This window comes from Pseudoxanthomonas yeongjuensis (assembly GCF_010093345.1).
Lineage (GTDB): Bacteria > Pseudomonadota > Gammaproteobacteria > Xanthomonadales > Xanthomonadaceae > Pseudoxanthomonas_A > Pseudoxanthomonas_A yeongjuensis.
On the sequence record NZ_PDWT01000005.1, the window covers coordinates 175,732 to 197,950 of the forward strand.

Annotated in this window: 18 protein-coding genes, 1 tRNA gene and 1 pseudogene; 13 read left to right on the forward strand and 7 right to left on the reverse strand. The window is 67.5% G+C overall.

The annotated features are described in order from the left end of the window. Window positions 1–26: 26 nt before the first annotated feature. The 3 genes from bioH to bioB form a co-directional block, all read right to left on the reverse strand. Complete coding sequence (gene bioH, locus CSC74_RS13750; RefSeq protein WP_162315102.1) at window positions 27–803, reverse strand: pimeloyl-ACP methyl ester esterase BioH; 777 nt, start codon at window positions 801–803, stop codon at window positions 27–29. Window positions 804–813: 10 nt separating this feature from the next. Beyond that, window positions 814–2,013, reverse strand: coding sequence for an 8-amino-7-oxononanoate synthase (gene bioF / locus CSC74_RS13755; RefSeq protein WP_162315056.1), 1,200 nt, complete (start codon window positions 2,011–2,013; stop codon window positions 814–816). A gap of 81 nt (window positions 2,014–2,094) precedes the next feature. After that, complete coding sequence (gene bioB / locus CSC74_RS13760; RefSeq protein WP_162315057.1) at window positions 2,095–3,132, reverse strand: biotin synthase BioB; 1,038 nt, start codon at window positions 3,130–3,132, stop codon at window positions 2,095–2,097. A gap of 61 nt (window positions 3,133–3,193) precedes the next feature. On the opposite strand from bioB, the gene CSC74_RS13765 reads away from it, so the two are divergent. Next, window positions 3,194–3,898 (forward strand): ComF family protein, encoded by a 705-nt coding sequence (locus CSC74_RS13765; RefSeq protein WP_162315058.1) that lies wholly within the window; start codon window positions 3,194–3,196, stop codon window positions 3,896–3,898. 90 nt (window positions 3,899–3,988) lie between these two features. On the opposite strand, the gene CSC74_RS13770 is transcribed toward CSC74_RS13765, so the two are convergent. The 3 genes from CSC74_RS13770 to ubiA form a co-directional block, all read right to left on the reverse strand. Continuing rightward, on the reverse strand, window positions 3,989–4,441 hold the full coding sequence (locus tag CSC74_RS13770; RefSeq protein WP_162315059.1) for a hypothetical protein: 453 nt from the start codon (window positions 4,439–4,441) through the stop codon (window positions 3,989–3,991). Window positions 4,442–4,568: 127 nt separating this feature from the next. Next, complete coding sequence (locus CSC74_RS13775; RefSeq protein ID WP_162315060.1) at window positions 4,569–5,084, reverse strand: Rid family hydrolase; 516 nt, start codon at window positions 5,082–5,084, stop codon at window positions 4,569–4,571. Between the two features lie 65 nt (window positions 5,085–5,149). Then, window positions 5,150–6,049, reverse strand: coding sequence for a 4-hydroxybenzoate octaprenyltransferase (ubiA, locus tag CSC74_RS13780; protein WP_162315061.1), 900 nt, complete (start codon window positions 6,047–6,049; stop codon window positions 5,150–5,152). Window positions 6,050–6,123: 74 nt separating this feature from the next. Between ubiA and CSC74_RS13785 the strand changes: the two genes are divergently transcribed. Together CSC74_RS13785 and CSC74_RS13790 are read left to right on the forward strand one after the other, a co-directional pair. After that, window positions 6,124–6,200: transfer RNA gene (locus CSC74_RS13785), tRNA-Arg, on the forward strand. Window positions 6,201–6,569: 369 nt separating this feature from the next. Next, window positions 6,570–9,194, forward strand: a complete 2,625-nt coding sequence (locus CSC74_RS13790; RefSeq protein ID WP_162315062.1) for a bifunctional diguanylate cyclase/phosphodiesterase — start codon at window positions 6,570–6,572, stop codon at window positions 9,192–9,194. 40 nt (window positions 9,195–9,234) lie between these two features. Here CSC74_RS13790 and CSC74_RS13795 read toward each other — a convergent pair whose 3' ends face one another. Further along, window positions 9,235–9,984, reverse strand: coding sequence for a GntR family transcriptional regulator (locus CSC74_RS13795; RefSeq protein ID WP_162315063.1), 750 nt, complete (start codon window positions 9,982–9,984; stop codon window positions 9,235–9,237). A gap of 137 nt (window positions 9,985–10,121) precedes the next feature. On the opposite strand from CSC74_RS13795, the gene zwf reads away from it, so the two are divergent. From zwf to zapE, 10 genes and pseudogenes are all read left to right on the forward strand, one after another. After that, the gene (gene zwf, locus CSC74_RS13800) at window positions 10,122–11,615 is read left to right on the forward strand and encodes a glucose-6-phosphate dehydrogenase (RefSeq protein WP_246193249.1); all 1,494 of its coding nucleotides are present in this window, start codon (window positions 10,122–10,124) and stop codon (window positions 11,613–11,615) included. A gap of 176 nt (window positions 11,616–11,791) precedes the next feature. Continuing rightward, window positions 11,792–12,511 (forward strand): 6-phosphogluconolactonase, encoded by a 720-nt coding sequence (gene pgl / locus CSC74_RS13805; RefSeq protein ID WP_162315065.1) that lies wholly within the window; start codon window positions 11,792–11,794, stop codon window positions 12,509–12,511. Window positions 12,512–12,590: 79 nt separating this feature from the next. Beyond that, window positions 12,591–13,346, forward strand: coding sequence for a PspA/IM30 family protein (locus tag CSC74_RS13810; RefSeq protein WP_162315066.1), 756 nt, complete (start codon window positions 12,591–12,593; stop codon window positions 13,344–13,346). A 51-nt stretch (window positions 13,347–13,397) separates the two neighbouring features. Continuing rightward, window positions 13,398–15,059, forward strand: a complete 1,662-nt coding sequence (locus tag CSC74_RS13815; RefSeq protein WP_162315067.1) for an AAA family ATPase — start codon at window positions 13,398–13,400, stop codon at window positions 15,057–15,059. Further along, entirely contained in the window at window positions 15,056–15,910 is an 855-nt protein-coding gene (locus tag CSC74_RS13820; RefSeq protein WP_162315068.1) for a hypothetical protein, read from the forward strand. Before CSC74_RS13815 ends, CSC74_RS13820 begins: the two co-directional genes overlap by 4 nt. Next, window positions 15,907–17,610 carry a phosphate ABC transporter substrate-binding/OmpA family protein gene (locus CSC74_RS13825; RefSeq protein ID WP_162315069.1) on the forward strand — a complete coding sequence of 568 codons (1,704 nt, stop codon included), beginning with the start codon at window positions 15,907–15,909 and terminating at the stop codon, window positions 17,608–17,610. Before CSC74_RS13820 ends, CSC74_RS13825 begins: the two co-directional genes overlap by 4 nt. A 185-nt stretch (window positions 17,611–17,795) precedes the next feature. Further along, entirely contained in the window at window positions 17,796–18,314 is a 519-nt protein-coding gene (locus tag CSC74_RS13830) for a c-type cytochrome (protein WP_162315070.1), read from the forward strand. Window positions 18,315–18,431: 117 nt separating this feature from the next. Continuing rightward, window positions 18,432–20,136 (forward strand): annotated as a pseudogene (locus tag CSC74_RS13835) (ExeM/NucH family extracellular endonuclease). A 205-nt stretch (window positions 20,137–20,341) separates the two neighbouring features. Next, entirely contained in the window at window positions 20,342–21,004 is a 663-nt protein-coding gene (locus tag CSC74_RS13840) for an alpha/beta hydrolase (RefSeq protein WP_162315071.1), read from the forward strand. Beyond that, window positions 21,001–22,101, forward strand: coding sequence for a cell division protein ZapE (gene zapE, locus CSC74_RS13845; RefSeq protein ID WP_162315072.1), 1,101 nt, complete (start codon window positions 21,001–21,003; stop codon window positions 22,099–22,101). The genes CSC74_RS13840 and zapE overlap by 4 nt, the downstream gene beginning before the upstream one ends. The last annotated feature ends 118 nt before the right edge of the window (window positions 22,102–22,219 follow it).

Sequence of the window (22,219 nt, forward strand, 5' to 3'; positions counted from 1 at the left end):
TTTATCGATTGCACTTCATTCGCGACTCACGTCGCTCCTACGCGCCCGGTCTTGTCCATGAAACGGCGGATTTCATCGGCGACCTGGTCGGCGTGGCCCAGGAAAGGCGCGTGTCCGCCGCCACTGATGTCGAGGTAATGGCTGCCGGGCGCCATCGCCGCGGCCTCGCGCATCGCCGTCGGCGATACCAGGCGATCGCGATGCCCGGAGATCCACAGGCTGGGTATCGGCAACTCCGGAAGCACTGTCCGCAAATCGCTTTGCTCCAGCAGCGCAAGGCCTTGCTGCAGCGCCTGCGGCGCGGGTTCGCCGCGTGCATACAGATTTTCTTTCAAGGTACGCAACTCGGCCCGCGCATGTTCCGAGCCGATCGTGTCCAGGGCCAGGAACCGTTCCAGCGTGCCGCGATAATCCTGCTCCAGGTCCCTGCCGAACTGCTCGAACACGGAAGGCTCCACCGCGTGCGGCCAGTCCTGCCCGCGCACGAAACGCGGGGTGGCCGCGACCAGGGCAAGGGCACGAACCTGCGATGACACCGAAGCGGCATGCAGGGCGAACAGGCCGCCCAGCGACCAGCCCAGCCATGCTGCCGGCGGCGTGCGCGCGAGGATTTCGGCGGCGCAGGCTTGCAGCGTCAACGATGTAGCGTCATCGCGGCTGTAGCCATGGCCCGGCAGGTCGGGCAGGTGCAATTGGTAACGGCCGGACAAACGATCCACCAGCGGCGCGAACACCCCGCCATGCAATCCCCAGCCATGGACCAGCACCAGCGGTGGGCCCTCGCCCACTACCTCGATATGCAACGCCATCGGCTCAGGCCGCGCCGCGAACGCGCTGGACGGCGTCGCGCGAACGCGCCAGCGCCTCGACCAGCGCATCCACTTCGGCAGCCATGTGCAAGGCCGACAAGGTCACCCGCAAACGCGCCTTGCCTTCAGGCACGGTCGGCGGACGGATCGCGGTGACCAGGTAGCCGGCGCTTTGCAGCGCCGAGGACATGGCCATGGCGCTGGCGTCGTCGCCGCACAGGATCGGCTGGATCGGCGAATCGGAAACGATCGTTTCCAGCCCGTGCCGCTGTGCGCCGCCGCGGAAACGCGCGATCAGGCCGGTGAGTTTCTCGCGCCGCCATTCGTCGCGACGCGCGTGCTTGACCGCGACCAGGGTCGCCGCGGCCTGTGCCGGCGGCAGTGCGGTCGTGTAGATGTAAGGGCGCGCGGTTTCGGACAGGTGCTGGATCAGCGCATCGTCGCCGACCACGACCGCGCCGTAGCCACCCAGGGCCTTGCCCAGGGTGACCAATTGCAAGGGGATTTCAACCGGGCCCAGGTTGGCCTCGGCGACGCTGCCGCGTCCTTCCGGTCCACGCACGCCCACGCCGTGCGCATCGTCGACGTAGAGCAAGGCCTTCTGCATGCGTGCGACCAGGGTCAAGGCGCGCAGCGGAGCGACATCGCCATCCATGCTGAAGACACCGTCGGTGGCCAGCATCGCCGCGCCCTCGGGGGCGTGCTTGAGCTGGCGCAAGGCGCCTTCGGCATCGGCATGCGGATAGCGCCGCAGCTTGCAGCCGGCGAGCAGCGAAGCATCCAGCAGGCTGGCATGGTTGAGCCGGTCCTGCACGCAGACATCGCCATCTTCCAGCAGTAAAGCCTGTTGCACGGCCAGGTTGGCCAGGTAGCCGCTGCCGAACAGCAATCCACGCGGATATCCCAGCCATTGCGCGATCTCGCGCTCCACCGCCTCATGCGCGGCGTGGTGGCCGCTGACCAGATGCGAGGCTCCGGCACCGGCGCCATCGCGCCCAGCGCCTTCCTGCAGCGCGCTGACCACCTGGAATTGTTGCGACAGGCCCAGGTAATCGTTGCCGCAGAACTCGGTCAGCCAGCGCCCGTCCATTTCCACGCGTACGCCATCGCGGCGGGTGATGGTGCGACGCACGCGCACGCGTCCCTGGGCGATGCGCAGTTTGCGCAGGGCTTGGATGCGTTCGTGGAGGTCGGGTCGGGACATTTGCTGGTTATCTCTTCGGTCAATGGGCGATAAGGACTTCGGCAAAGGGGCAAAGCACAAAAGTCTGTTGTTCCACTGCTTTCAGGCGACCTGTTCGCAGACTGCCGTCTCGACGATGTCCGCATGCACGGTGCCGCTCCGCACTTCCACCGCCATGGGGCGCAGGCCAAGGCGTGCGAACAGCGCCAGGTCGCGCTCCGTGTCCGGATTGCCGGTGGTCAACAGTTTTTCCCCGTAGAAGATCGAATTGGCGCCGGCGGCGAAACAGAGCGCCTGCAGCTCGTCGCTCATGGATTCGCGGCCGGCCGACAACCTGACCATAGAGTGCGGCATGGTGATGCGCGCGATTGCGATGGTGCGCACGAATTCGAACGGATCCAGCTCGGCGGTACCGTGCAGCGGGGTGCCTTCGACCTGGACCAGGCGGTTGATCGGCACAGAATCCGGGTGCGCCGGCAGGTTGGCCAGCGCCAGCAGCAGGCCGGCGCGCTGGGCCCGCGACTCGCCCATGCCGACGATGCCGCCGCAGCAGGTCTTCATGCCGGCGTCGCGCACGTGTTCCAGCGTGTCCATGCGATCCTGGTACTCGCGGGTGTGGATGATCTCGCCGTAGAAGTCCGGCGCGGTGTCCAGGTTGTGGTTGTAATAGTCCAGACCCGCCGCCTTCAAGGCATCGGCCTGGCCACCGCTGAGCATGCCCAGGGTGGCGCAGGTTTCCAGGCCCAGCGCCTTCACTTCGCGGATCATCGCCGCGACCTTGGGGATGTCGCGATCCTTGGGCGAACGCCAGGCCGCGCCCATGCAGAAGCGCGAGGCGCCGGCGGCCTTGGCCTGTTTCGCCTTTTCCAGCACCGCTTCGGTACTCATCAGCTTCTGCGCGTCCACGCCGGTGTGGTAACGCTGGGCCTGCGGGCAATAGGCGCAGTCCTCGGGGCAACCGCCGGTCTTGACCGAGAGCAGGGTGGAGACCTGGACCTCGGCCGGATCGAAATGCTGGCGATGCACGCTGGCGGCGCGGTGCAGCAGCTCCGGAAACGGCAGCTCGAACAGGGCCAGCAACTCGGCCTGCTGCCAGTCGTGGCGGAGCGGGGGGGCGGCGGAAATGACGGAAGCGGACATCGGGGCCTCGCGGCGTTAAAGTCCGGCCAGTCTGGAAACCGCAAGCAAGGCTGTCAACCGCATGGATGCTTTGAAAGTTGACGGATGGCTGCGCAAGGCCGTCCGTACGGTGTTCCCGCCGCGCTGCCTGCTATGCGGCGAAAGCGGCGCGAATAACCGCGACCTGTGCCCGGCCTGCGCCGAGGCCCTGCCCTGGAATGCGAGCGCCTGCCTGCGTTGCGCCTTGCCGTTGCCGGTCCCCGCCACTTGCGGCGCCTGCCTGCAAAAGCCGCCGTCGATGGACGAAACCCATGCGGTGTTCGTCTACGGGTTCCCGCTGGACCGGCTGGTGCCGCGACTCAAATTCCACAACGATCTGGCCGCCGGACGCTTGTTGTCGGGGTTGATGGCCGAAGCCCTGGGCGCCTTGCCCAGGCCCGCGGCGCTGGTGCCGGTGCCGCTGCACGGCACCCGCCTGGGTCGGCGCGGCTACGACCAGGCGCTGGAACTGGCCGCACCGCTGGCTCGCAGCTTGCGGATTCCCCTGCTTGCCGACGTGTTGCTGCGGACCCGGGCCACTGCGCCGCAATCCGAGCTCGATGCCGGTGCCCGCCAGCGCAACCTGCGGCGCGCATTCGCGGTCCGCGCCGATGCGCCATTGCCCGGCCATGTGGCGCTGGTCGACGACGTCATGACCACGGGGGCCACGCTGGAAGCGGCGGCCCGGGCCTTGCGGCGCGCCGGCGTGTCGCGGGTGGACGCATGGGTCTGCGCGCGGGTGCCGTGACCACCGGTGATGCCTGCCGAACGGGCAAATCCTGCCGCCACTCAGGCATGCCGCCGGCCAGGGATTCCCGGCGCCGGTCTGCGTACCGGATCAGCGGTCCGGGGGCCCGTACTGGGTGTCGTGGCCGTAATAAGGATACGGATAACGTCCTCCGAAAGCCGGCCCGTCGCCCTGTTCGACATTGATCTGCAGGTTGACGCTGTTCTTGCGTTCGCCCTCGCCGAAGGACTTGCTGACATTGATCTCGGCGGCGTTGAAGTGCGAAGTGCCGTAGCCCTTGCTGTGGCCGATGCCGGTAGTGAAGCTGCCCCAGACCTTGGCCTTGCCATCATCGGCCTCGGCTTCTTCGGCAAATCCGGACGAGGCGGGCTTGCCGCTGGTGTCGCCGTAGTAAGTGCCGGGCGGATCGCGTTGCGGACTGGGCTCTGCCGCATACGGATTGGGCTGTTCGGGCAGGCGAAGGTCGAGCGACTCGGCGGTGGCCTGGGCCCAGGCATGGCTGGCAGCGAACAGGCCGAGGCACAACAAGACCAATCGTTTCATATGGCGCCTGCGAATGGGGAAGGTTGCCTGGAGCCTTAGATTCGGACCAAGCCTTCGGACAACAGGACGATAGCCCGGCCAGCTTGAATGCAGGCTGCACTCTTCAGTGCGCCGGCTGCGACTTCCATCATTCGCTTGTCGTGGAGGGAGGCGCGGGCGGCGAAATATCCGCCCTGGGCGCGCGACCGGAGCCGATGACCGCCTCCGCGCGCAGTTCCATCGGCGCATCGGCCGAGTACAGCGCGCTGGTGCCTACCGCGGTCCATGCCGGGTAATGATCCTTGAAGAATTCACGATGCACGCGCAATACCGGCTCCAGGCGGGCGCGGAACTCCGCATGGTCCGTGGCCACGTGGAAGCTGGTCAGCTCGACCACGTCCTCCATGGTCGCCCCGGCTTTTTCCAGATGCAGGCGCAGTTGCTCGAATGCCCAGCGGATCCTGGCTTCTTCGCTGTCGCCCTCGATCGCCGGAATCCCGGAAACGATGACCCGGTCGCCGATCTTCACCACCGGCGAGTAATGCAGTTCGTTGTAGGAGCCCTCCCAGCCGGAGGGCGCAAGATGTTCGCGCGATGGCGATGCCTCGGCGGCGCAGGCGCAGTGGGCGACGAGCAGGAGCAGGCAAGCGAACGGGATTCTCATGGCGTCGACCTCTGGCGAGCGGAAGTCCTGGCGGACCATCGGCAGGGTAATGCGCTGGGCCGGCTTCAGCTTTGCACGGCGTGGTGGATCGCGATCCCCGCGAACAGCGCGGCCCCGACCCAGTTGTTGTGCAGGAACGCGCGGAAGCAGGCTTCGCGCTCGCGATGGCGGGCGATGACGAATTCGTAAATCACCAGCACGGCGGCGACGGCCATGGCCGTCCCGTAGTACATGCCGAGCTGCGCCTGCCGGCCGACCAGGTACAGCGCCAGGAACACCAGTGCGTACAGCACGCCCTGCGCGACCAGGTCCAGGTCGCCGAACAGGATCGCGGTGGACTTGGAACCGGCGCGGATGTCGTCGTCGCGGTCGACCATCGCATACCAGGTGTCGTAGGCGGTGGCCCAGAGGATGTTGGCGCAATACAGCACCCACGCCACCGGCGGCACCGTGCCCTGCACCGCGGCGAACGCCATCGGGATGCCCCAGCCGAAGGCCAGCCCCAGGTACACCTGCGGCAGGTAGGTATGGCGCTTGAGGTAGGGATAAGTGGCGGCCAGGAACAGCCCGACCACGCTCAGGACCATGGTCAGCCGGTTCAACGTCAGCACCAGCGCGAAAGCCACCAGCATCAGCACCGCGAACACCGCCAGCGCCTCGCGCCCGGAGACCGCGCCGGTAGCCAGCGGTCGCCCCTTGGTGCGCTCCACCTGCGGATCCAGCCAGCGGTCGGCGTAGTCGTTGATCACGCAGCCGGCCGACCGGGTCAACCATACGCCTGCGGTGAACACGAACAGCGTCCACAGCGGCGGCACCCCCGCCGCCGCGATCCACAGTGCCCACCAGGTCGGCCACAGCAGCAACAGCACCCCGATCGGGCGGTCGCCGCGCACCAGTTTCCAGTATTGATCGAGGCGTTCGCGCCAGCGCGGCAGCGGCGGCGATTGATAGCGTTCGTAACCCATGCCGCCAGACTATCAGGCCCGTCGCCGGCGGAAAAAGACGATTCGCCGGTTTGCCGTTAGAATGCACGCCCCGTGCGCCTGTAGCTCAGCCGGATAGAGTAGTGGCTTCCGAAGCCATTGGTCGGGGGTTCGAATCCCTCCAGGCGCACCAGCTTCTCTTTCCGCTACAACTGCCCCGGGTCGACCCTCGCGCGTCGACGATGGCGGCTGGCCGGCCACTGCAGGCGGGAATTTTTCTGAGTCGCGCCGCCGCCGGGCGGGTCCGGTCGCTCCGCGCCGCTGGCGTACGGCGATCCCTCCCTTCACGGTCCTGCATCGTCCGTGGGCGTCCAATAATCGCATCGGCCGGGTTTTGGCATGAAGCGTGCGTGCAATCGTAGGGAGGACTACCCTGCCAGGGAAGCCCGCCCGGCATCCGCCCCGTCCCAGAGCACAGGTATTGCAGGTGGAACCAGCAACCCCAGCGGCAGCATCCCCGCCTCGGCCGCCCGGTCGCGATGACGAGCGGCGGCTGCAGGGAATGCCGCCACTGGCCTGGGCTGCCGCCCTGTTGATCATCGGCTTCCTGTTCACTGCCTGGGTCGCACGCAGGGAGTGGCGGGATGCCCGGCATCGGGCGGATACCGCTTACCAGATAGCCGCCGACCATGGCGCGCAGCGCCTCGAAGCCCAGCTTGCCGCCACCGCCGCCCTGTTGCGCGCCATGCAGACGGTATTCCTGGCCGACGACCAGATGGACCAGGCGCAATTCTCCCAGTACAACGAGAACCTGCGGCTGCGGACCCGCCTGCCCGGCCATGTCGCCACCGCCTTCGCCCGCCGTCAGCTCGACCCGGCCGATCCGGGACGCATCGCCTATGTCTACCATCTGGCTGCGCCGGTGCGCGGCAACGAATCGCTGATCGGCTTCGACATGGCCCGGCAGAAGGAGAACCTGCTGGCCCTGCAGCGCGCCCGCGATGCGGATGCCGCCACCGTTTCGGAACCGTTTCCCTTGCGCCAGCTGTCGGCCGACGGCAAGCCGCTCATGGGCATCACCGTACGCCTGCCGGTGTACTCGCGTGGCCTCATTCCCGATTCGGTGGAGTCACGGCGCGCTCGCGAAATAGGCGCGCTGGCGGTCAGCCTGCGGCTGGATGCGCTGATCCGGGACGGCTTGCCCGCGCAGGCGCTGGAGCAATTCCGGGTACGGATCCGGGACATGGACGGGGCATCGTCCATCGCCTTTTTCGACTCGGGTACGCCCATCGCAGCGAATGCGCGCCTCTATGTGCGGACACTGGAGTTCGGCGGCCGCCGCTGGCAACTCCAGTTGCAGCCGCGCCCGGCGCCGCTGGACACGGGGCGCCTGCGCACCGTGGTGGTCGCGGGCGTGGTCATCAGTTCGCTGCTGGCCTTGCTGCTGTGGTCGCTGGCGACCACGCGGCGGCGCGCGCTGGTGCTGGGCAGCAGGATGAGCACGCGCTTCGGCGAAAGCGAAGCCCGTTTCCGTACCCTCAACGAATTGCTGCCCGCGCTGGTGCTGCTGGCCGATGGCGACGACGGACGCATCGTCTACGCCAACCAGGCCGCGCGCCTGCGCCTGGGCGATATCGGCGGCCGGGCCATGGCCTCGCTTTTCGAAGACCCGTTGCTGAGCCTTGGCGTCGCCGACCTGGAGGCCGTGGGTCGTGGCTGGAACAGTGTGGAAGCGGAGTTGGCAGGGTCGGAGAGCGGATCGTTCTGGGTGAACTCCTCCATCGCGCAGGTGGAGATGGAAGGCAAATCGCACTTGCTGATGGTGGCCACCGATATTTCCGAGCAGCGCGAACTGACCGAACGCCTCAGCTACCAGGCCACCCATGACGCCCTGACCGAGCTGTGCAACCGGCGCGAATTCGAACGCCGGGTGGAGCAGGCCCTGGCCGAACGCAAGGTCCGGCCCGGGGCCTTGCCTTGCGCGCTGCTGTACATCGACCTCGACCAGTTCAAGCTGATCAACGACCTCTCCGGACACATGGCCGGCGACCAGCTGCTCGCGCAACTGGCGCTGACCATGCGCCAGCAGGGCCGTGCCGGCGACGTGCTGGCGCGGCTGGGCGGCGACGAGTTCGGCCTGCTCGCCTTCGAGGTCGATGCCGAGGCCGCGCTCGCGCTGGCCGACGACCTGCGCGAGCGGATCGAGGCGCAGATGTTCACCTGGCAGGAGCACACCTACACGATCAGCGCGAGCATCGGCGTGGTCATGGTCGACCACGGCGACCCGACCCTGAAGGACCTGCTGGCCTGGGCCGATACCGCCTGCTACCTGGCCAAGGAAAACGGCCGCAACCGCGTGCATGTCTATCGCGAGGACGATGAAACCACGCGCCGGCTGGGCGAGATGGAATGGGCCAATCGCCTGCGCAGTGCGATGGAGCAGGACCGGTTGCTGCTGGACTACCAGGAAATAGTCCCGCTGGGTTCCGTACCCACCCATGCCCCCAGCCTGGAGTTGCTGCTGCGCCTGCGCGACGAGGAAGGAGGCATCGTCTTGCCCGGTACTTTCCTGCCGGCCGCCGAACGCTACGGAATGATGCCGCTGATCGACCGCTGGGTGATCCGCACCGCCCTGGCCCACTTCCACGAACTCCATCCCGCCGGCGCGCGCCTGGGCGTCTGCGCGATCAACCTGTCCGGCGCCAGCATAGAGGATCCGGCGCTGGCCGACTTCATCCTCGCCTGCGCGGCCGAGTTCAAGGTGCCGGCGCAGAAGCTGTGCTTCGAGATCACCGAGACGGTCGCGGTGCGCAGCCTGCTCAAGGTGGTCCATGTCATCGAGCGCCTGCGCGAGGCCGGTTGCCTGATCGCGCTCGACGATTTCGGCGCGGGCATGTCCTCGTTCGGCTACCTCAAGAACCTGCCGGTGGACATCATCAAGATCGACGGCAGCTTCATCCGCGACCTGGGCGTCGACCCGATGAGCCGCACGATCGTCAGCGCGATCGCGCAGATCGGCCATCAGCGCGGATTGAAGGTGGTGGCCGAATGGGTCAACGGCAGCCATATATCCGCGGCGCTGTCCCTGCTCGGCGTCGATTACGGCCAGGGCTATGCGCTGCATCGGCCCGAGCGCGTGCTGTTCCAGCGTCCGGGACCGGAATGGCGTCGCGCGATCGGACATTGAGGCGCGCGACCCATCGCGGCGACGCGTATCGGGGCGACGCTCAGTCGCTGTGCAGTTCCGCCACGAAATCGTAGGCGTCGCCGCGATAGAACGAACGCGTGGACTCGACCACGCGGCCGTCGGCGAGGAACGCGCGACGTTCGATCAGCAGGCCCGGGCTGCCCTCGGGCACGCGCAGCAGGCGCGAGGTTTCGGCATCCAGGGCGACCGCGCGCAGGTGCTGCAACGCGCGCACCGGCCGGTTGCCGTGCGGCTGCAACGCTTCATACAGCGAATCGACCACGCTCAGCGGATCCGGCAGCAACGCATGCGGCACCAGGGTGCGTTCCACCGCCAACGGCGACTCGCCGCCGTAGCGCACGCGATGGAAGCGGACCACACCGCTGCCCGGCGACAGGTTCAGGGCCATGGCTTCTTCCGGGGTCACCTCGCCAACGGCGCGCTCGAAGAACTCCGAACGCGGATCCAGTCCGCGTTCGCGCAGGTCGTCGGTGAAGCTGGTCAGGCGCGAGAACGAACGCTGGATGCGCTCGGCGACGAAACTGCCGGCGCCGTGGCGCTGGGTCAGCAGGCCGGCTTCGACCAGGCCGGCCAGGGCCCGGCGCACCGTGACCCGCGACAGCGACAGTTCCGCGCCCAGGTCGCGCTCGCTGGGCAGGGCCTGCCCCGGCTGCAGCACGCCGCTGTCGATCAGGTTGTGCACCGCCCGGCGCAGGCGCACATAGGCCAGGGCGCGGGTGGTTTCGGCGGCGCCGAGACGCTGGTATTCGAGGGACAAGGGCGAGGACATGCGCCGAAAGTACCAGTGAAATACCAATCATGCAACCACGAGGCTTATCGACCATCAAACAAGTACATGAATGGCGATCATGGTATTTCGGTGGTATTTTCCTTACTCCCTCTCCGGCCCTACTTGCGAGAACTGACGTGACCGCCAAGACCGTCCCCGTCGACACCTTCGACCTCGTCATTTTCGGTGGTACCGGCGATCTGGCGCTGCGCAAATTGTTGCCGGGCCTGTTCCGCCGCTATGCCGACGGCCAGATCCCCGAGGACAGCCGGATCATCGGCGTGGCCCGCGACAAGCTGGCCGATGCCGATTACCGCAGCAAGGTGGGCGAGGCGCTGGCGACGGTCGTGCGCGGCGAGGCCTCGCTGCAGTCCAAGCTGGAGCCGTTCCTGCAGAAGCTGGGTTATCACGCCCTGGATGCGACCCTGGACACCGGCTGGCAGGCCTTCGCCGAGGAACTGCTGACCCATGGCGAGCGCATCCGCGTGTTCTACCTGTCCACCAGCCCCGGCCTGTTCGTGGATATCTGTACCCGCCTGAAGGCGCACGGGCTCAACGGCGGCAAGTCGCGGGTGGTGATCGAGAAACCGATCGGCAAGGATTCGGCCAGCGCCGCGGTGATCAACGACGCGGTCGGCAGCGCGTTCCCGGAAAGCCGGATCTTCCGCATCGACCATTACCTGGGCAAGGAGACGGTGCAGAACCTGATGGCGCTGCGCTTCGCCAACATCCTGTTCGAACCGCTGTGGAACGCCAACTACATCGACCACGTGCAGATCACGGTGGCCGAGACCGTGGGCCTGGAGAAACGCGCCACCTATTACGACGGCTCCGGCGCGCTGCGCGACATGGTCCAGAACCACTTGCTGCAACTGCTGTGCATGGTCGCGATGGAACCGCCGGCGGCGATGGAGGCCGACGCGGTGCGCGACGAGAAATTGAAGGTGTTGCGCTCGCTGCGCCCGATAAGCAACGACGAGGCCGCGCAGGCGACCGTGCGTGGCCAGTACCGCGCCGGGGCCAGCAACGGTTGCGCGGTGCCGGGCTACGTGGAAGAACTCGCCGCGCTGCAGCCCGGGCGCACCGATTCGCGCACCGAGACCTTCGTCGCGCTGAAGGCCGAAGTGGACAACTGGCGCTGGGCCGGGGTGCCGTTCTACCTGCGCACCGGCAAGCGCCTGGCCGAGCGCGTGTCGGAAATCGTGGTCGCCTTCCGCCACGTGCCGCATTCGATCTTCGAACACGGCGCCGGCCCGGTGATGGCCAACAAGCTGGTCCTGCGCCTGCAGCCCGACGAAGGCGTGAAGCTGTGGCTGATGATCAAGGACCCCGGCCCCGGCGGCCTGCGCCTGCAGCACGTGCCGCTGGACATGAGCTTCGCCGAGGCCTTCGGCGTGCACCAGCCGGAAGCCTACGAGCGCCTGCTGATGGACGTGGTCCGCGGCAACCCGACCCTGTTCATGCGCCGCGACGAAGTGGAAGCGGCGTGGAAGTGGATCGACCCGATCCTGGCCGCATGGGAAACCCTGCGCGAGGCGCCGAAGCCTTACACGGCCGGTTCGTGGGGGCCGAGCGCGGCGGTCGCCTTGATCGAACGCGATGGGCGGACCTGGCATGAGGATGAGGCGTAGCGCTGTTGCTCCCTTCTCCCGAACCTGCCCCCGCGAGGGCGGAGAGAGAAGGGGTATCAGTTCGTAGCGGAGCCCAAGTAGCAACTCGGTCTCCTTCCTCAGCCGCCTGACGGCGGCATCGATATCCGTCGCTGCGCGCCGCCTTCTCCCGATGGAGGAGGAAAACAGGAGCTCACATGACCACCGATCTCTCTTCGCAGATCCAGCTCCACACCTTCCCCGATCCCGCCGCCCTGGCCGAATCGCTGGCCGCAACCATCGCCGACAACCTGCGTTCCGCACTCGCGGCACGCGACCACGCCAGCCTCGCCTTATCCGGCGGCAACACCCCGAAGCGCTTCCTGCAGGCGCTGTCGCGGCAAGCGCTGCCGTGGCGAAACGTCGGCGTGACCCTGGTCGACGAGCGCTGGGTACCGGAGTCGAACGAACGCTCCAATGCCCGCCTGTTGCGCGAGAACCTGCTACACGGCGCCGCCGCGGAAGCGCGCTTCCTGCCCTTGCATCGCGACACGCCCGAACCCGAGCAGGCGCTGGCTGGAATCGAACGCGACCTGGCAGCACTGCCCTCGCCTTTCGACGCGTTGGTGCTCGGCATGGGCAACGACGGCCACACCGCTTCGTTCTTCCCCGGCGGCGACCGCCTAGCCGATGCGGTGGACCCGGCCACGACGTCGAAAGTGCTGCCGATGCGTGCACCCGATGCCGGCGAGCCCCGGATCACCCTGACCCTGCCGACTATCCTCGCCGCCCGCCACCTGTACCTGCATGTCGAAGGTACGGGAAAACGCCATGTACTCGATGCCGCAGTGGCGGGCGTCGGCGAAGGTGCCGACTACCCGATCCGCAACGTGCTGCAGCATGCGGCCCTGCCGGTGCAGGTGTTCTACGCCGCATAAGCGTGACCGGCGCGGTTGGAAATGCACGGTCCGTGCACGTACAGTTGCCGCATTGGGGATTCCCTCCGGGAGCAATGCGATGTTCGGTCGGCTGATGAACGTGATCCGTGGTTTCTTCGCCCAGTTCGTGTCGGGCGTGGAAAAGCGCAACCCCGAGGCCCTGCTGGAGCTTGAGCAGGAGAACCTGCGCAAGCAGATCGGCAGCTACAACCAGAGCCTGGCCGTGCACGCCGGACTGGCCGAGCGCCTGATCGGCCAGGTCCGCAAGCTCGAAGCCGAAGAGAAGGAACTACGCGCGCGCACCACCGCGCACCTGCGCGCCGGCAACAAGGACGCCGCCGCACAGCACGCGCTGCGCCTGCAGACCGTGACCCGCGAGCTGCAGGAAAACCGCACCCAGATGGCCCAGGCCGAAGACACCTACCAGAACCTGGTCAAGGCCCGCGACGTGGCGGTGAGCGCGGCGCGCGCCAAGATCCAGAACCTGAAGGGCGCGATCAACGACCTGCGCATGAAGACCGCGCTGGCCGAGATGAACGAGATGGCGGCGGGCATGGTCACCCAGATCGGCGGCTCCGGCGACACCCTCAACCGCCTGCATGAAATGGTGGAAGAAGAACGCAACAAGGCCGCCGGACGCGCACGCGTGGCCAAGGATTCGCTGGACATGGGCCAGATCCATGTGCAGGAAGCCGAGCAGAAGGCGCTGGCCGACCAGGCCCTGGCCGACTTCGCCGCCGCCGAAGGCATTTCCCTGGAAGGCGAAGCGGCTTCGCCCGCGCCGTCGCGCAACATGGGCGCCCAGGAAAAGCCGCTGTCCGAAGGCGGCCAGTAAAGCGCCTGCGGATTCGCCGATGAGGCTTTCCTTCAAGGCCGGGCAACGCTGATGCCACTGGATCCGTCCGCGCCCGCGTGGGCGCAGGAACTGGCGCTGGCCTACGAAAGCGGCGCGCACGGCCAGTTCGTGCTGTACGGCAACGTCAACGACCGCTTCCCGTTGCAGGGCCGGCTGACCAGCCTGACCCGCTGGCTGGACGCGCAACTGCTGACCGGCTTCAGCACGGTGTTCCTCTACGACCCGGGCAACGGCCTGGGCATGCTGCGTGGCAGCGCGCAGTTGAAGCAGTGGCTGGCCTCGCGCGAGCATGCCTCCGAACCCTGGCCGCGCGAACCGCGCGCCGCGGTGGAGCGGGTTTCGCATTACCTGCGCTATCGCGCCAACCTGCGCGCGCTGGGCCAGGGCGATGAAGAGCACGTGGCGGTGATCGTGCGCGGCGCCGACCAGATCCTGCCCGGTGGGCGCGGCGGCGATTTCGAGATCGCCAGCCTGGCCAGCCTGGTCCGCGACTGGGCCGGCGAGCCGCCCTTCGCCGACCAGGCCTTCGCCAGTTTCCTGATCGCCGACAACTTGAACGACCTGCATCCGCAGGTCGCGTTCAATCCGCGCGTGGCGCGGATCCGCGTGCCGTTGCCGGATGCGCAGGTGCTCGGCCAGGCGCTGGCGCAGTTGCGCGTGGACCATGCCGCGGCGTTTGCGGCAGATGAAGACGACGACATCGCCGCGCAAGCCTTGACCGGGGTCAGTATCAGCGCCCTGCAGAGCCTGGTGAAGACCTGCGCCTTCGGGCGCCGCACCCTGGGCGCGACCGACTGGGTGCAGGCGAAGAAACAACTGGTGGAAGCCGACGCCGCCGACCTGGTCGAATTCATCGACTCCGGCCGCACCCTCGACGATTACCACGCGCCGGTCGTGCTCAAGCAGTGGCTGCGCCAGGACATCGCCCTGTGGCGCAATGGCGATGTTCGCGCCTTGCCGATGGGCTATCTGTTCTGCGGCCCGGTCGGCACCGGCAAGACCTTCCTGGTCGAATGCCTGGCCGGCGAGGCCGGCGTGCCGGTATTGAAGCTGAAGAATTTCCGCGACCGCTGGGTCGGTTCCAGCGAAGGCAACCTGGAGAAGATCTTCCGCCTGATCCGCGCGTTGGGGCGCTGCATCGTGTTCATCGACGAGGCCGACCAGACGCTGGGCAAGCGCGATGCCGGCAGCGGCGACAGCGGCCTGTCGGGACGGCTGTATTCGATGATCGCCCAGGAGATGGCCGACGGCGACAACCGCGGCCGGGTGATATGGGTGCTGGCTTCATCGCGCCCGGATCTGATCGAAGTCGACCTGAAACGGCCGGGCCGCGTGGACGTGAAGATCCCGCTGCTGCCGACCACCACGCAGGAAGAAAGCGCCGGGCTGTTGAACGCCTTGCTGAAGCGTTTCGACATGGCCCCCGGTGTCGAAGCACTGCACAAGCTCGAGCTGCCGTTGTTGCTGACGCCCGGCGCCGCCGAAGCCTTCGCGGTCAAGGCCTATCGGCTGGCGCGCACCGGCCCGCTGGCGCCGCTGGATGCGATCGCCGCCAGTCTGGCCGACTATCAGCCGCCGGTGGCGCTGGAGGTGCTGGAGTTCCAGATGCGCATCGCGATAGCGGAGGCCACCGACCTGCGCTTCGTGCCTGCGTCGCTGCGGCCGCTCACCACGAAAACGCCGCCGGAATGAAGGCCCTGTCCTACCTTGCCGCTGCCTTCAACGCGCGTCCGCTGGGCATGCCGGTGCCGCCCAACTGGTTCGGCATCGCCGCGTTCGCCTTGGCCGGATTCTTCCTCAGCCCCGGCTTCTACCTGCTTGGCGCCGGTGCCGAGGCGATCTACCTGTACTGGCTGGCCAACAACCGCCGCTTCCGCGCCAGCGTCGATGCCGGAGCGTTGCAGCAGGATTCGGCCGACCGCCGTTATCGCGAACTGCTGGAGCAGCTGCCGCTGCCGCTGCAAAGCCGCCAGCAGGAACTGGAAGCGCGCGCGCGGGAGATCATCGCCATGCTCGACCGTTCGCCGGTCATGGCCGCGCACGCCGACAGCCTGGAACAACTGGTGTGGCTGCACCTGCGCCTGCTGGTCGCGCAGGCGGCCATCGGCCGCGTGGTGCGGACCGCGCGCGATGAGCACAAGCAACTGGAAGCGCACGAGCAACTGATCGACGCGCGCCTGACCCAGGCCGACCTCGGCGACGAACTGCGCCGCAGCCTGGAACAGCAGAAAAGCGTGATCGACCAGCGCCAGGCCGCGCACATCGATGCCGCGCGCCGCGAGGAACACGTGGATTCGGAACTGGAGCGCATCGCCCAGCAAATCGCCCTGCTGCGCGAACAAGCGTTGCTGGCCACCGACGAAGGCGGCATCGGCCTGTCGCTGGATGCGCTGGCCGCCTCGTTCCGCGAAGCCAACCGCTGGCTCGACGGCCAGCGCGATCTGCTCGGCTCGTTCGACCTCGACCTGCAACCCCACCTGCCGCAGCATGTGCTGCGCGGAAAGAATCCCCGCTCCGCCATGACCGAAGGAGAGTCGTCATGACCCACCGCTCCAAGAGCCCACGCGCCCTGCAACGCGGCAACGCCAGCGGCAAACTGTTCACCGCGCTGCTGGTGTTCGCGCTGCTGGCCTTCGGCAGCTGGCTGGTGTTCCGCGACCTGGGCAAGTCCGGCAAGAAGGACGCCGACGGCAAACCGGTCGCCGAATCGTCCGAAGGCCCGTCCGGCGAAGCGCCCGACCCGATCGAGCCGGTCACCGGCCAGCCGCGGCTGGATGCGGCGGCGCCCTACCAGCCCAAGGGCAATATCGTCGACGTCGACATCAGCGAATACGCCGGCTACGCCGGATTGATCGCGGCCAACGGCGGGCTGGAACCGAATCCGGATTCGTTCTTCGCCAAGCACTATGGCTTCCAGGTGCGCCTGACCCTGAGCGAGGAAGAAGGCTGGTCCAAGCTCAACAACGGCCGCGTCGCCGCGTCGGTGACCACCGCCGACACCCTGGCGGTGATCGGCCGCCAGTTCGACGTGGTGGTGCCGGCGCAGATCGGTTTTTCGCGTGGCGCCGACCAGGTGGTGGTGGATACGGGCATCGCCAGCATCAATCAGCTGAAGGGCAAGACCCTGGCCGCCTCGCAGTTCAACGAAAGCGAATTCTTCATCCGCTACCTGGCTTCCGAAGCCGGCGTGCCGGTCAAGGTGCTGCGCGACCTGGACGGCAAGCCGGGACCCGGAGAACTGGGCCTGGTGTTCTACGAGGACGCCTTCATCGCCTGCGACGCCTACGAACACGAGCTGGCCCGCGCCACCCCGCGGCTCAATGGCTGCGTGGGCTGGTCGCCGCGCACCGATGAAGTGGTCGCCGCCTCCGCCAACAAGGCCAAGACCCTGGTCAGCAACCGCAACCTGCTGATCGTGGCCGACCTGTTGCTGGTCAACAAGGGCTTCGCCCAGGCCAAGCCGGAATGGGTGAAGGGCCTGGTCCACGGCCTGCTGGAGGGCAATCGCCTGGTCCGCGAGCAGCCGGCCACGCAACTGGCGGTGATCGCCAAGGCATTCAAGTGGAGCGAAGCCGACACGCGCGAGGAGCTGGCCAAGGTCCACCTGTCCAACCTGCCCGAGAACCTGGCCTTCTTCGAGGGCACCATCGATTCGGCCGGCTCGTTCCAGGGCATCTATCAATCTTCCGTGCTGGCCTACGGCAGCCTGATCAAGAACCCGGCCGACCCGGCACGCCTGGTCGACAGCACCGCGTTGAATGCGTTGAAGAAGGCCGGGCTGTACGCCGACCAGAGCATCGCCATCGCCCCGATCCGCAGCGGCAACAGCCAGGTCTCGCTGGAAGGCGACGCCCTGCTGAGCAAGGACATCCGCTTCTTCTTCCAGCCCAACTCGGCGGTCCTGGACAAGGCCGCGCCGGCCAACGCCGGCTATCTGGAGACGATCAAGAACTTCCTCCAGGTCAGTCCCGGCTCGGTGGTGCTGCTGCGCGGGCACGTGGATGCCGGGCGCAAGGCCGAATTCGAGCAACAGGGCGGCCAGGAACTGGTCCGCAGCATGTCCCTGAAGGCGATGGAGCTGTCGCGGCAACGCGCCCAGGCGGTTCGCGATGCCTTGCTGGAACGCTATCCGAAGATCGACGCCAAGCGCATCGAGCTGGTCGGCCGCGGCTGGGAGGAGCCGGCCGGCACCGACAGCGACCTCAACCGCCGCGTCGAAGTGCAGTGGTTCACCCTGGAATAGCCGGTGCTATCCGCGGCCCCGGCCATGGGCCGTTACCGGAAACGGCCGCCCTGTCTATAATGGCGGTCTGCCTGCGGGGTTTCCCTGCGCGGGCGTGATCGGGACGCGGCCCTCGGGGCGGTGTCCCGGAACCAAGTTCTTCGTAGCCATGCACGGTCCCGCGACCGTGCTGCCAAAGGTGCAAAGTGCGTAACTACGACCTCGAATTCCTCAAGCATTTCTCCATGGTCCTCGGTTTCCTGATCCTGGTGACCCTGGGCCTGATCGCTGCCGCATTCCACCTGCACGGGCTGATCCCGCCGGAAGTCTCGCCGGTAGCGGTCAAGCAGACCCAGGCGCGCATCGCTCCGACCGGCGCCGTCTATGCCGGCTCCACCGGTGCCGCAGCCCAGGCAGCGGCAGCGGCGGCGGCCCTGGCGGCGGCGGCTTCGCAGACCGCCTACGGCGGCACCACCGATGGCGCGGTGATCTACCAGAACCTGTGCGGCGCCTGCCATACCAACGGCGTGGGCAAGGCCCCGACCCTGGACCACTCGCATTGGGATGCGCGCATCGCCCAGGGCAAGGACACGCTGTACAAGCACGCCATCGAAGGCTTCACCGGCCCCGATGGCGGGGTGATGCCGCCCAAGGGCGGCAACCCGGCGCTGACCGAGGAACAGGTCCACGCCACCGTCGACTGGATGCTGGGCAACCTCAAGTAAGCTTCGGTCCGCCGATGCGCACGACGCCGCCTCCGGGCGGCGTTTTCGTTCCCCCCGCCCGCTTCCCACTCCCCCCCCGGAGCCGCGCATGCCCCCCTCCCGCCCCCCCGCCTCGCTATTGCTCGCGCTGGCCTGCGCCGGTGTCGCCGCCTCGACGCATGCCGCGGTCAAGCGCAGCGTGATCACCATCGGCAGGACCCAGGGCCACGGCGACCGCAGCCCGATGGAAGGCCAGCCGGTCATCGTCCAGGGCGTGGTCACCGGCGATTTCCGCGACGGCCTCGGCGGCTTCTTCCTGCAGGACGCGGGCGATGGCGATGCGGCGACTTCCGACGCCTTGTTCGTGATTCCGCCCAAGTCGCTGAAGGCCGCGCTGAAGGCTGGCGACGCGGTGCGCGTGTACGGCAACGTGTTCGAGGATCCCGGCGACGGCAAGGCCGGCACCTTGACCACGCTGAAGGCCGAGCGCATCGAGAAGGCGAAAGCAGCGGCGCCAGTCGCCACCGTGATCGGCGCACCGCCGGAACGCTGGGAAATATACGAGGGCATGCGGGTCGCGATCGAAGCGCCGCTGAGCTTGAACGGCAGCGATGCGCGTTACGCCGAGACCAGCGCCAGCTTCGGCGGACGCCTGTGGACGCCGAGCGAAGTCGCCCTGCCCGGCAGCGACCATTTCCACGAAGTCGAAACCTACAACGCGCGCCGCCGGATCGTGCTCGACGACGCCAGCAATCGCCGCGATCCGCCGGGTCTCTGGTACCTGCCCGACGGGATTCCACGCGCCGGCAGCATCGCCAGCGGCGCGCAGGGCATCGTCGACCAGCGCCATGGCGGTTACCGGCTGCAGTTGACCGCGCCCCTGCAGGTGAAAGCGGCGCCGCGCCCGGCCGCGCCCAAGGTCGCCGGCGGTCTGCGCATCGCGGTGTTCAACATGGAGAACCTGTTCAACGGCGACGGCAAGGGCGGCGGTTTCCCCACCCGTCGCGGCGCGAAAACACCGGCCCAGTTCAAGGCCCAGGTCGACAAGCTGGTGGCGACGCTCAAGGCCCTGGATCCGGATATCGCCGCCTTGATGGAGCTGGAGAACGACGGCTACGGTCCGCCATCCAGCCTCGCCCAGTTCGTCGACGCCTTGAACGCGGACGGCGGCGACTGGCGCCTCATCGATGCCGGCAAGGGGCCCGGCAGCGACGAGATCCGGGTCGGCCTGATCTACCGCAAGAGCCGCGTCTCCCCGGTCGGCAAACCGGCGACACTGGAAGGCGGGCCGTTCGACTGCGTTTCCTCGCAGGCCTGCAGCCGGGTACCGCTGGCGCAGGCCTTCCGCCGCGGCAAACGACCGGCGTTCGTGGTCGTCGCCAATCATTTGAAGTCCAAGGGCTGTTCCGGCGCCACCGGCGCCGATGCCGACCGGCGCGACGGCCAGGGCTGCTGGAATGCGTTGCGCGTGGAATCGGCGAAGCGCCTGGACGCATGGCTGAAAACCGATCCCACCGGCCAGGGCAGCGCGCTGAAGCTGGTGGTCGGCGACTTCAACGCCTATGCGATGGAAGACCCGGTGCGGACGCTGCGCGACGCCGGCTGGAAGGATGCGTTCGCGGTGGCGAAGGCCAAGCAGCCCTACAGCTATCTTTATGGCGGCATGCTCGGCCGCCTGGACCACGCCCTGCTCAGTCCGGCCCTGGCCAAGCGTTTGAAAGGCGCCACCGAGTGGCACAGCAACGCCGACGAAGCCGATGGCGAAGGTTATGCCGGCAGCGACGTCGCCGGCCCGTGGCGCAGTTCCGATCACGACCCGATGCTGCTGGGCTTCGATCTGTAACCTTGCCGGGCTCCTCCCTTTCGCGTAGCGAAGGGGAGGCTGGGAGGGGCGCTTTTGATCTTGCTTTTGCGGTCTCCTGAGACATTAGGGTGTGCGCGAAGAGCACCCCCTCCCAACCTCCCCCTGCGCTGCGCGCAAGGGGAGGAGCAAAAGCAGAAGCAGTAGCATCGCGGGCAAGGCCCGCTCCTACCGTTATCATTCCCGCATGATCGCTCCCGCCTTTCCCGCTACTTCCTCGGTCTTGATGCTTGCCGGCCCCGCCGGCCAGCTGGAAGTCGCGGTCGACCTGCCCGAAGGCGAAACCGCGCCGTTGCCGCTGACCGTGGTCCTCTGCCATCCGTTGTCCACCGAAGGCGGCAGCCTCAACAACAAGGTCGTGACCATGGCCGCGCGCAGCCTGCGCGAGCTGGGAGCGACGACCATCCGCTTCAATTTCCGCGGCGTGGGCAACTCGGATGGAACCTTCGACCAGGGCGATGGCGAGCGACTGGACCTGCTGGCGGTGGTGGCCTGGGTCCGCGAGCGACGCCCGAACGACGACTTGTGGCTGGCGGGTTTCAGCTTCGGCGCCTATGTCTCGCTGCGCGCCGCGCACGAGGTGCAGCCGGAGGGATTGATCTCGATCGCGCCGCCGGCCGGACGCTGGGATTTCCGCAAGATCGTTCCGGTTGCCTGCCCCTGGCTGGTGATCCAGGGCGAGGACGACGAGATCGTCGAGCCGCAAGCGGTCTACGACTGGATCGACACGCTCAAGCGCAAGCCCGAGCTGGTGCGCATGCCCGACACCAGCCATTTCTTCCATCGCAAGCTGATCGACCTGCGCGGCGCGCTGCAGCACGGCGTGAAGAACTGGTTGCCGATCGCGTGAGTGCGGCGGGCACCGCAGCGACGCCCTCGCAGGCGTATGCGCAGGGCGCGGCGCGCGGCGACTGGCAGGACGATCCCGCGCAATACGTCGCCTTGCGCGAGTTGGATCGCATCCACCTGGCGCTGATCGAGACCGCGGAGACAGGCTGGCGGGAAAAGCTTTCGTTCTGGAAGAAGCCCGAGCCGGTCCGCGGCCTGTACCTGTGGGGCGGCGTCGGCCGCGGCAAGACCTTCCTGGTCGACCTGTTCTACGACGGCCTGCCGATCCAGCAGAAATACCGCACCCATTTCCATCGCTTCATGCGCGGCGTGCACGAGCGCCTGCGCGAGCACGCCGGGCAGAGCGATCCGCTGGCGAAGATCGCGGAGGAATGGCGCGACGAACTGCGCGTGCTGGTGCTGGACGAATTCTTCGTCACCGATATCGGCGACGCGATGCTGCTGGGCCGCCTGCTGGAACGCATGTTCGCCGAGGGCGTGACCCTGGTGACCACGTCGAACACCGCGCCGCAGAACCTCTACAAGGACGGCCTGCAACGCGAGAGCTTCCTGCCGGCCATCGCCCTGCTGCAGCAACATTGCGCGACCGTGCACGCCGAAGGCGAGGAAGACTACCGCCTGCGCGCGCTGACCCGCTCGCCGGTGTACCGCACGCCGCTGGATGCAGCGTCCGACGGCTGGCTGGGCGAACGCTGGGGCGAACTGAGCGGCCTGGCGGAGAAGCGCGGCAACATCGAGATCGAGTCGCGCCGGATTCCGGTGCGCGCCCGCGGCAAGAGCATCGTCTGGTTCGACTTCGCCGCGCTGTGCGACGGCCCGCGCGGGACTAGCGACTACATCGAGGTCGCACGCGAGTTCAACACGGTGCTGCTCGGCGGCATCCCCGCCTTCGACCGCAACAACGAGGACGCCGCGCGCCGCTTCGTCAACCTGGTCGACGAGCTGTACGACCGCCACGTCAACCTGGTCTGCACCGCAACCACCTTGCCGACCGAGCTGTATTCGGGAACACGATTGCAAGGCGCCTTCGAACGCACCGCCTCGCGCCTGATCGAAATGCAGAGCGCGGAATACCTGGCCTCGCAACACAAAGCCTGATCCTGTCCCCCGAGGAGACTTCCGTCGGAGCGTAGGAGCGGGCCTTGCCCGCGATGCCCTTGTTCCAGTAACAACCGTGTCCGTCATTCCCGCGAAAACGGACGGCATGATCGGCCGT

Excerpts from the sequence above, each read along its gene's own strand:
- bioF (WP_162315056.1), bottom strand. The coding sequence starts at position 2,013 with ATGTCCCGACCCGACCTCCACGAACGCATCCAAGCCCTGCGCAAACTG.
- bioB (WP_162315057.1), bottom strand. The coding sequence starts at position 3,132 with ATGTCCGCTTCCGTCATTTCCGCCGCCCCCCCGCTCCGCCACGACTGG.
- CSC74_RS13765 (WP_162315058.1), top strand. The coding sequence starts at position 3,194 with ATGGATGCTTTGAAAGTTGACGGATGGCTGCGCAAGGCCGTCCGTACG.
- CSC74_RS13770 (WP_162315059.1), bottom strand. The coding sequence starts at position 4,441 with ATGAAACGATTGGTCTTGTTGTGCCTCGGCCTGTTCGCTGCCAGCCAT.
- CSC74_RS13775 (WP_162315060.1), bottom strand. The coding sequence starts at position 5,084 with ATGAGAATCCCGTTCGCTTGCCTGCTCCTGCTCGTCGCCCACTGCGCC.
- ubiA (WP_162315061.1), bottom strand. The coding sequence starts at position 6,049 with ATGGGTTACGAACGCTATCAATCGCCGCCGCTGCCGCGCTGGCGCGAA.
- CSC74_RS13790 (WP_162315062.1), top strand. The coding sequence starts at position 6,570 with ATGCCGCCACTGGCCTGGGCTGCCGCCCTGTTGATCATCGGCTTCCTG.
- CSC74_RS13795 (WP_162315063.1), bottom strand. The coding sequence starts at position 9,984 with ATGTCCTCGCCCTTGTCCCTCGAATACCAGCGTCTCGGCGCCGCCGAA.
- pgl (WP_162315065.1), top strand. The coding sequence starts at position 11,792 with ATGACCACCGATCTCTCTTCGCAGATCCAGCTCCACACCTTCCCCGAT.
- CSC74_RS13810 (WP_162315066.1), top strand. The coding sequence starts at position 12,591 with ATGTTCGGTCGGCTGATGAACGTGATCCGTGGTTTCTTCGCCCAGTTC.
- CSC74_RS13815 (WP_162315067.1), top strand. The coding sequence starts at position 13,398 with ATGCCACTGGATCCGTCCGCGCCCGCGTGGGCGCAGGAACTGGCGCTG.
- CSC74_RS13820 (WP_162315068.1), top strand. The coding sequence starts at position 15,056 with ATGAAGGCCCTGTCCTACCTTGCCGCTGCCTTCAACGCGCGTCCGCTG.
- CSC74_RS13825 (WP_162315069.1), top strand. The coding sequence starts at position 15,907 with ATGACCCACCGCTCCAAGAGCCCACGCGCCCTGCAACGCGGCAACGCC.
- CSC74_RS13840 (WP_162315071.1), top strand. The coding sequence starts at position 20,342 with ATGATCGCTCCCGCCTTTCCCGCTACTTCCTCGGTCTTGATGCTTGCC.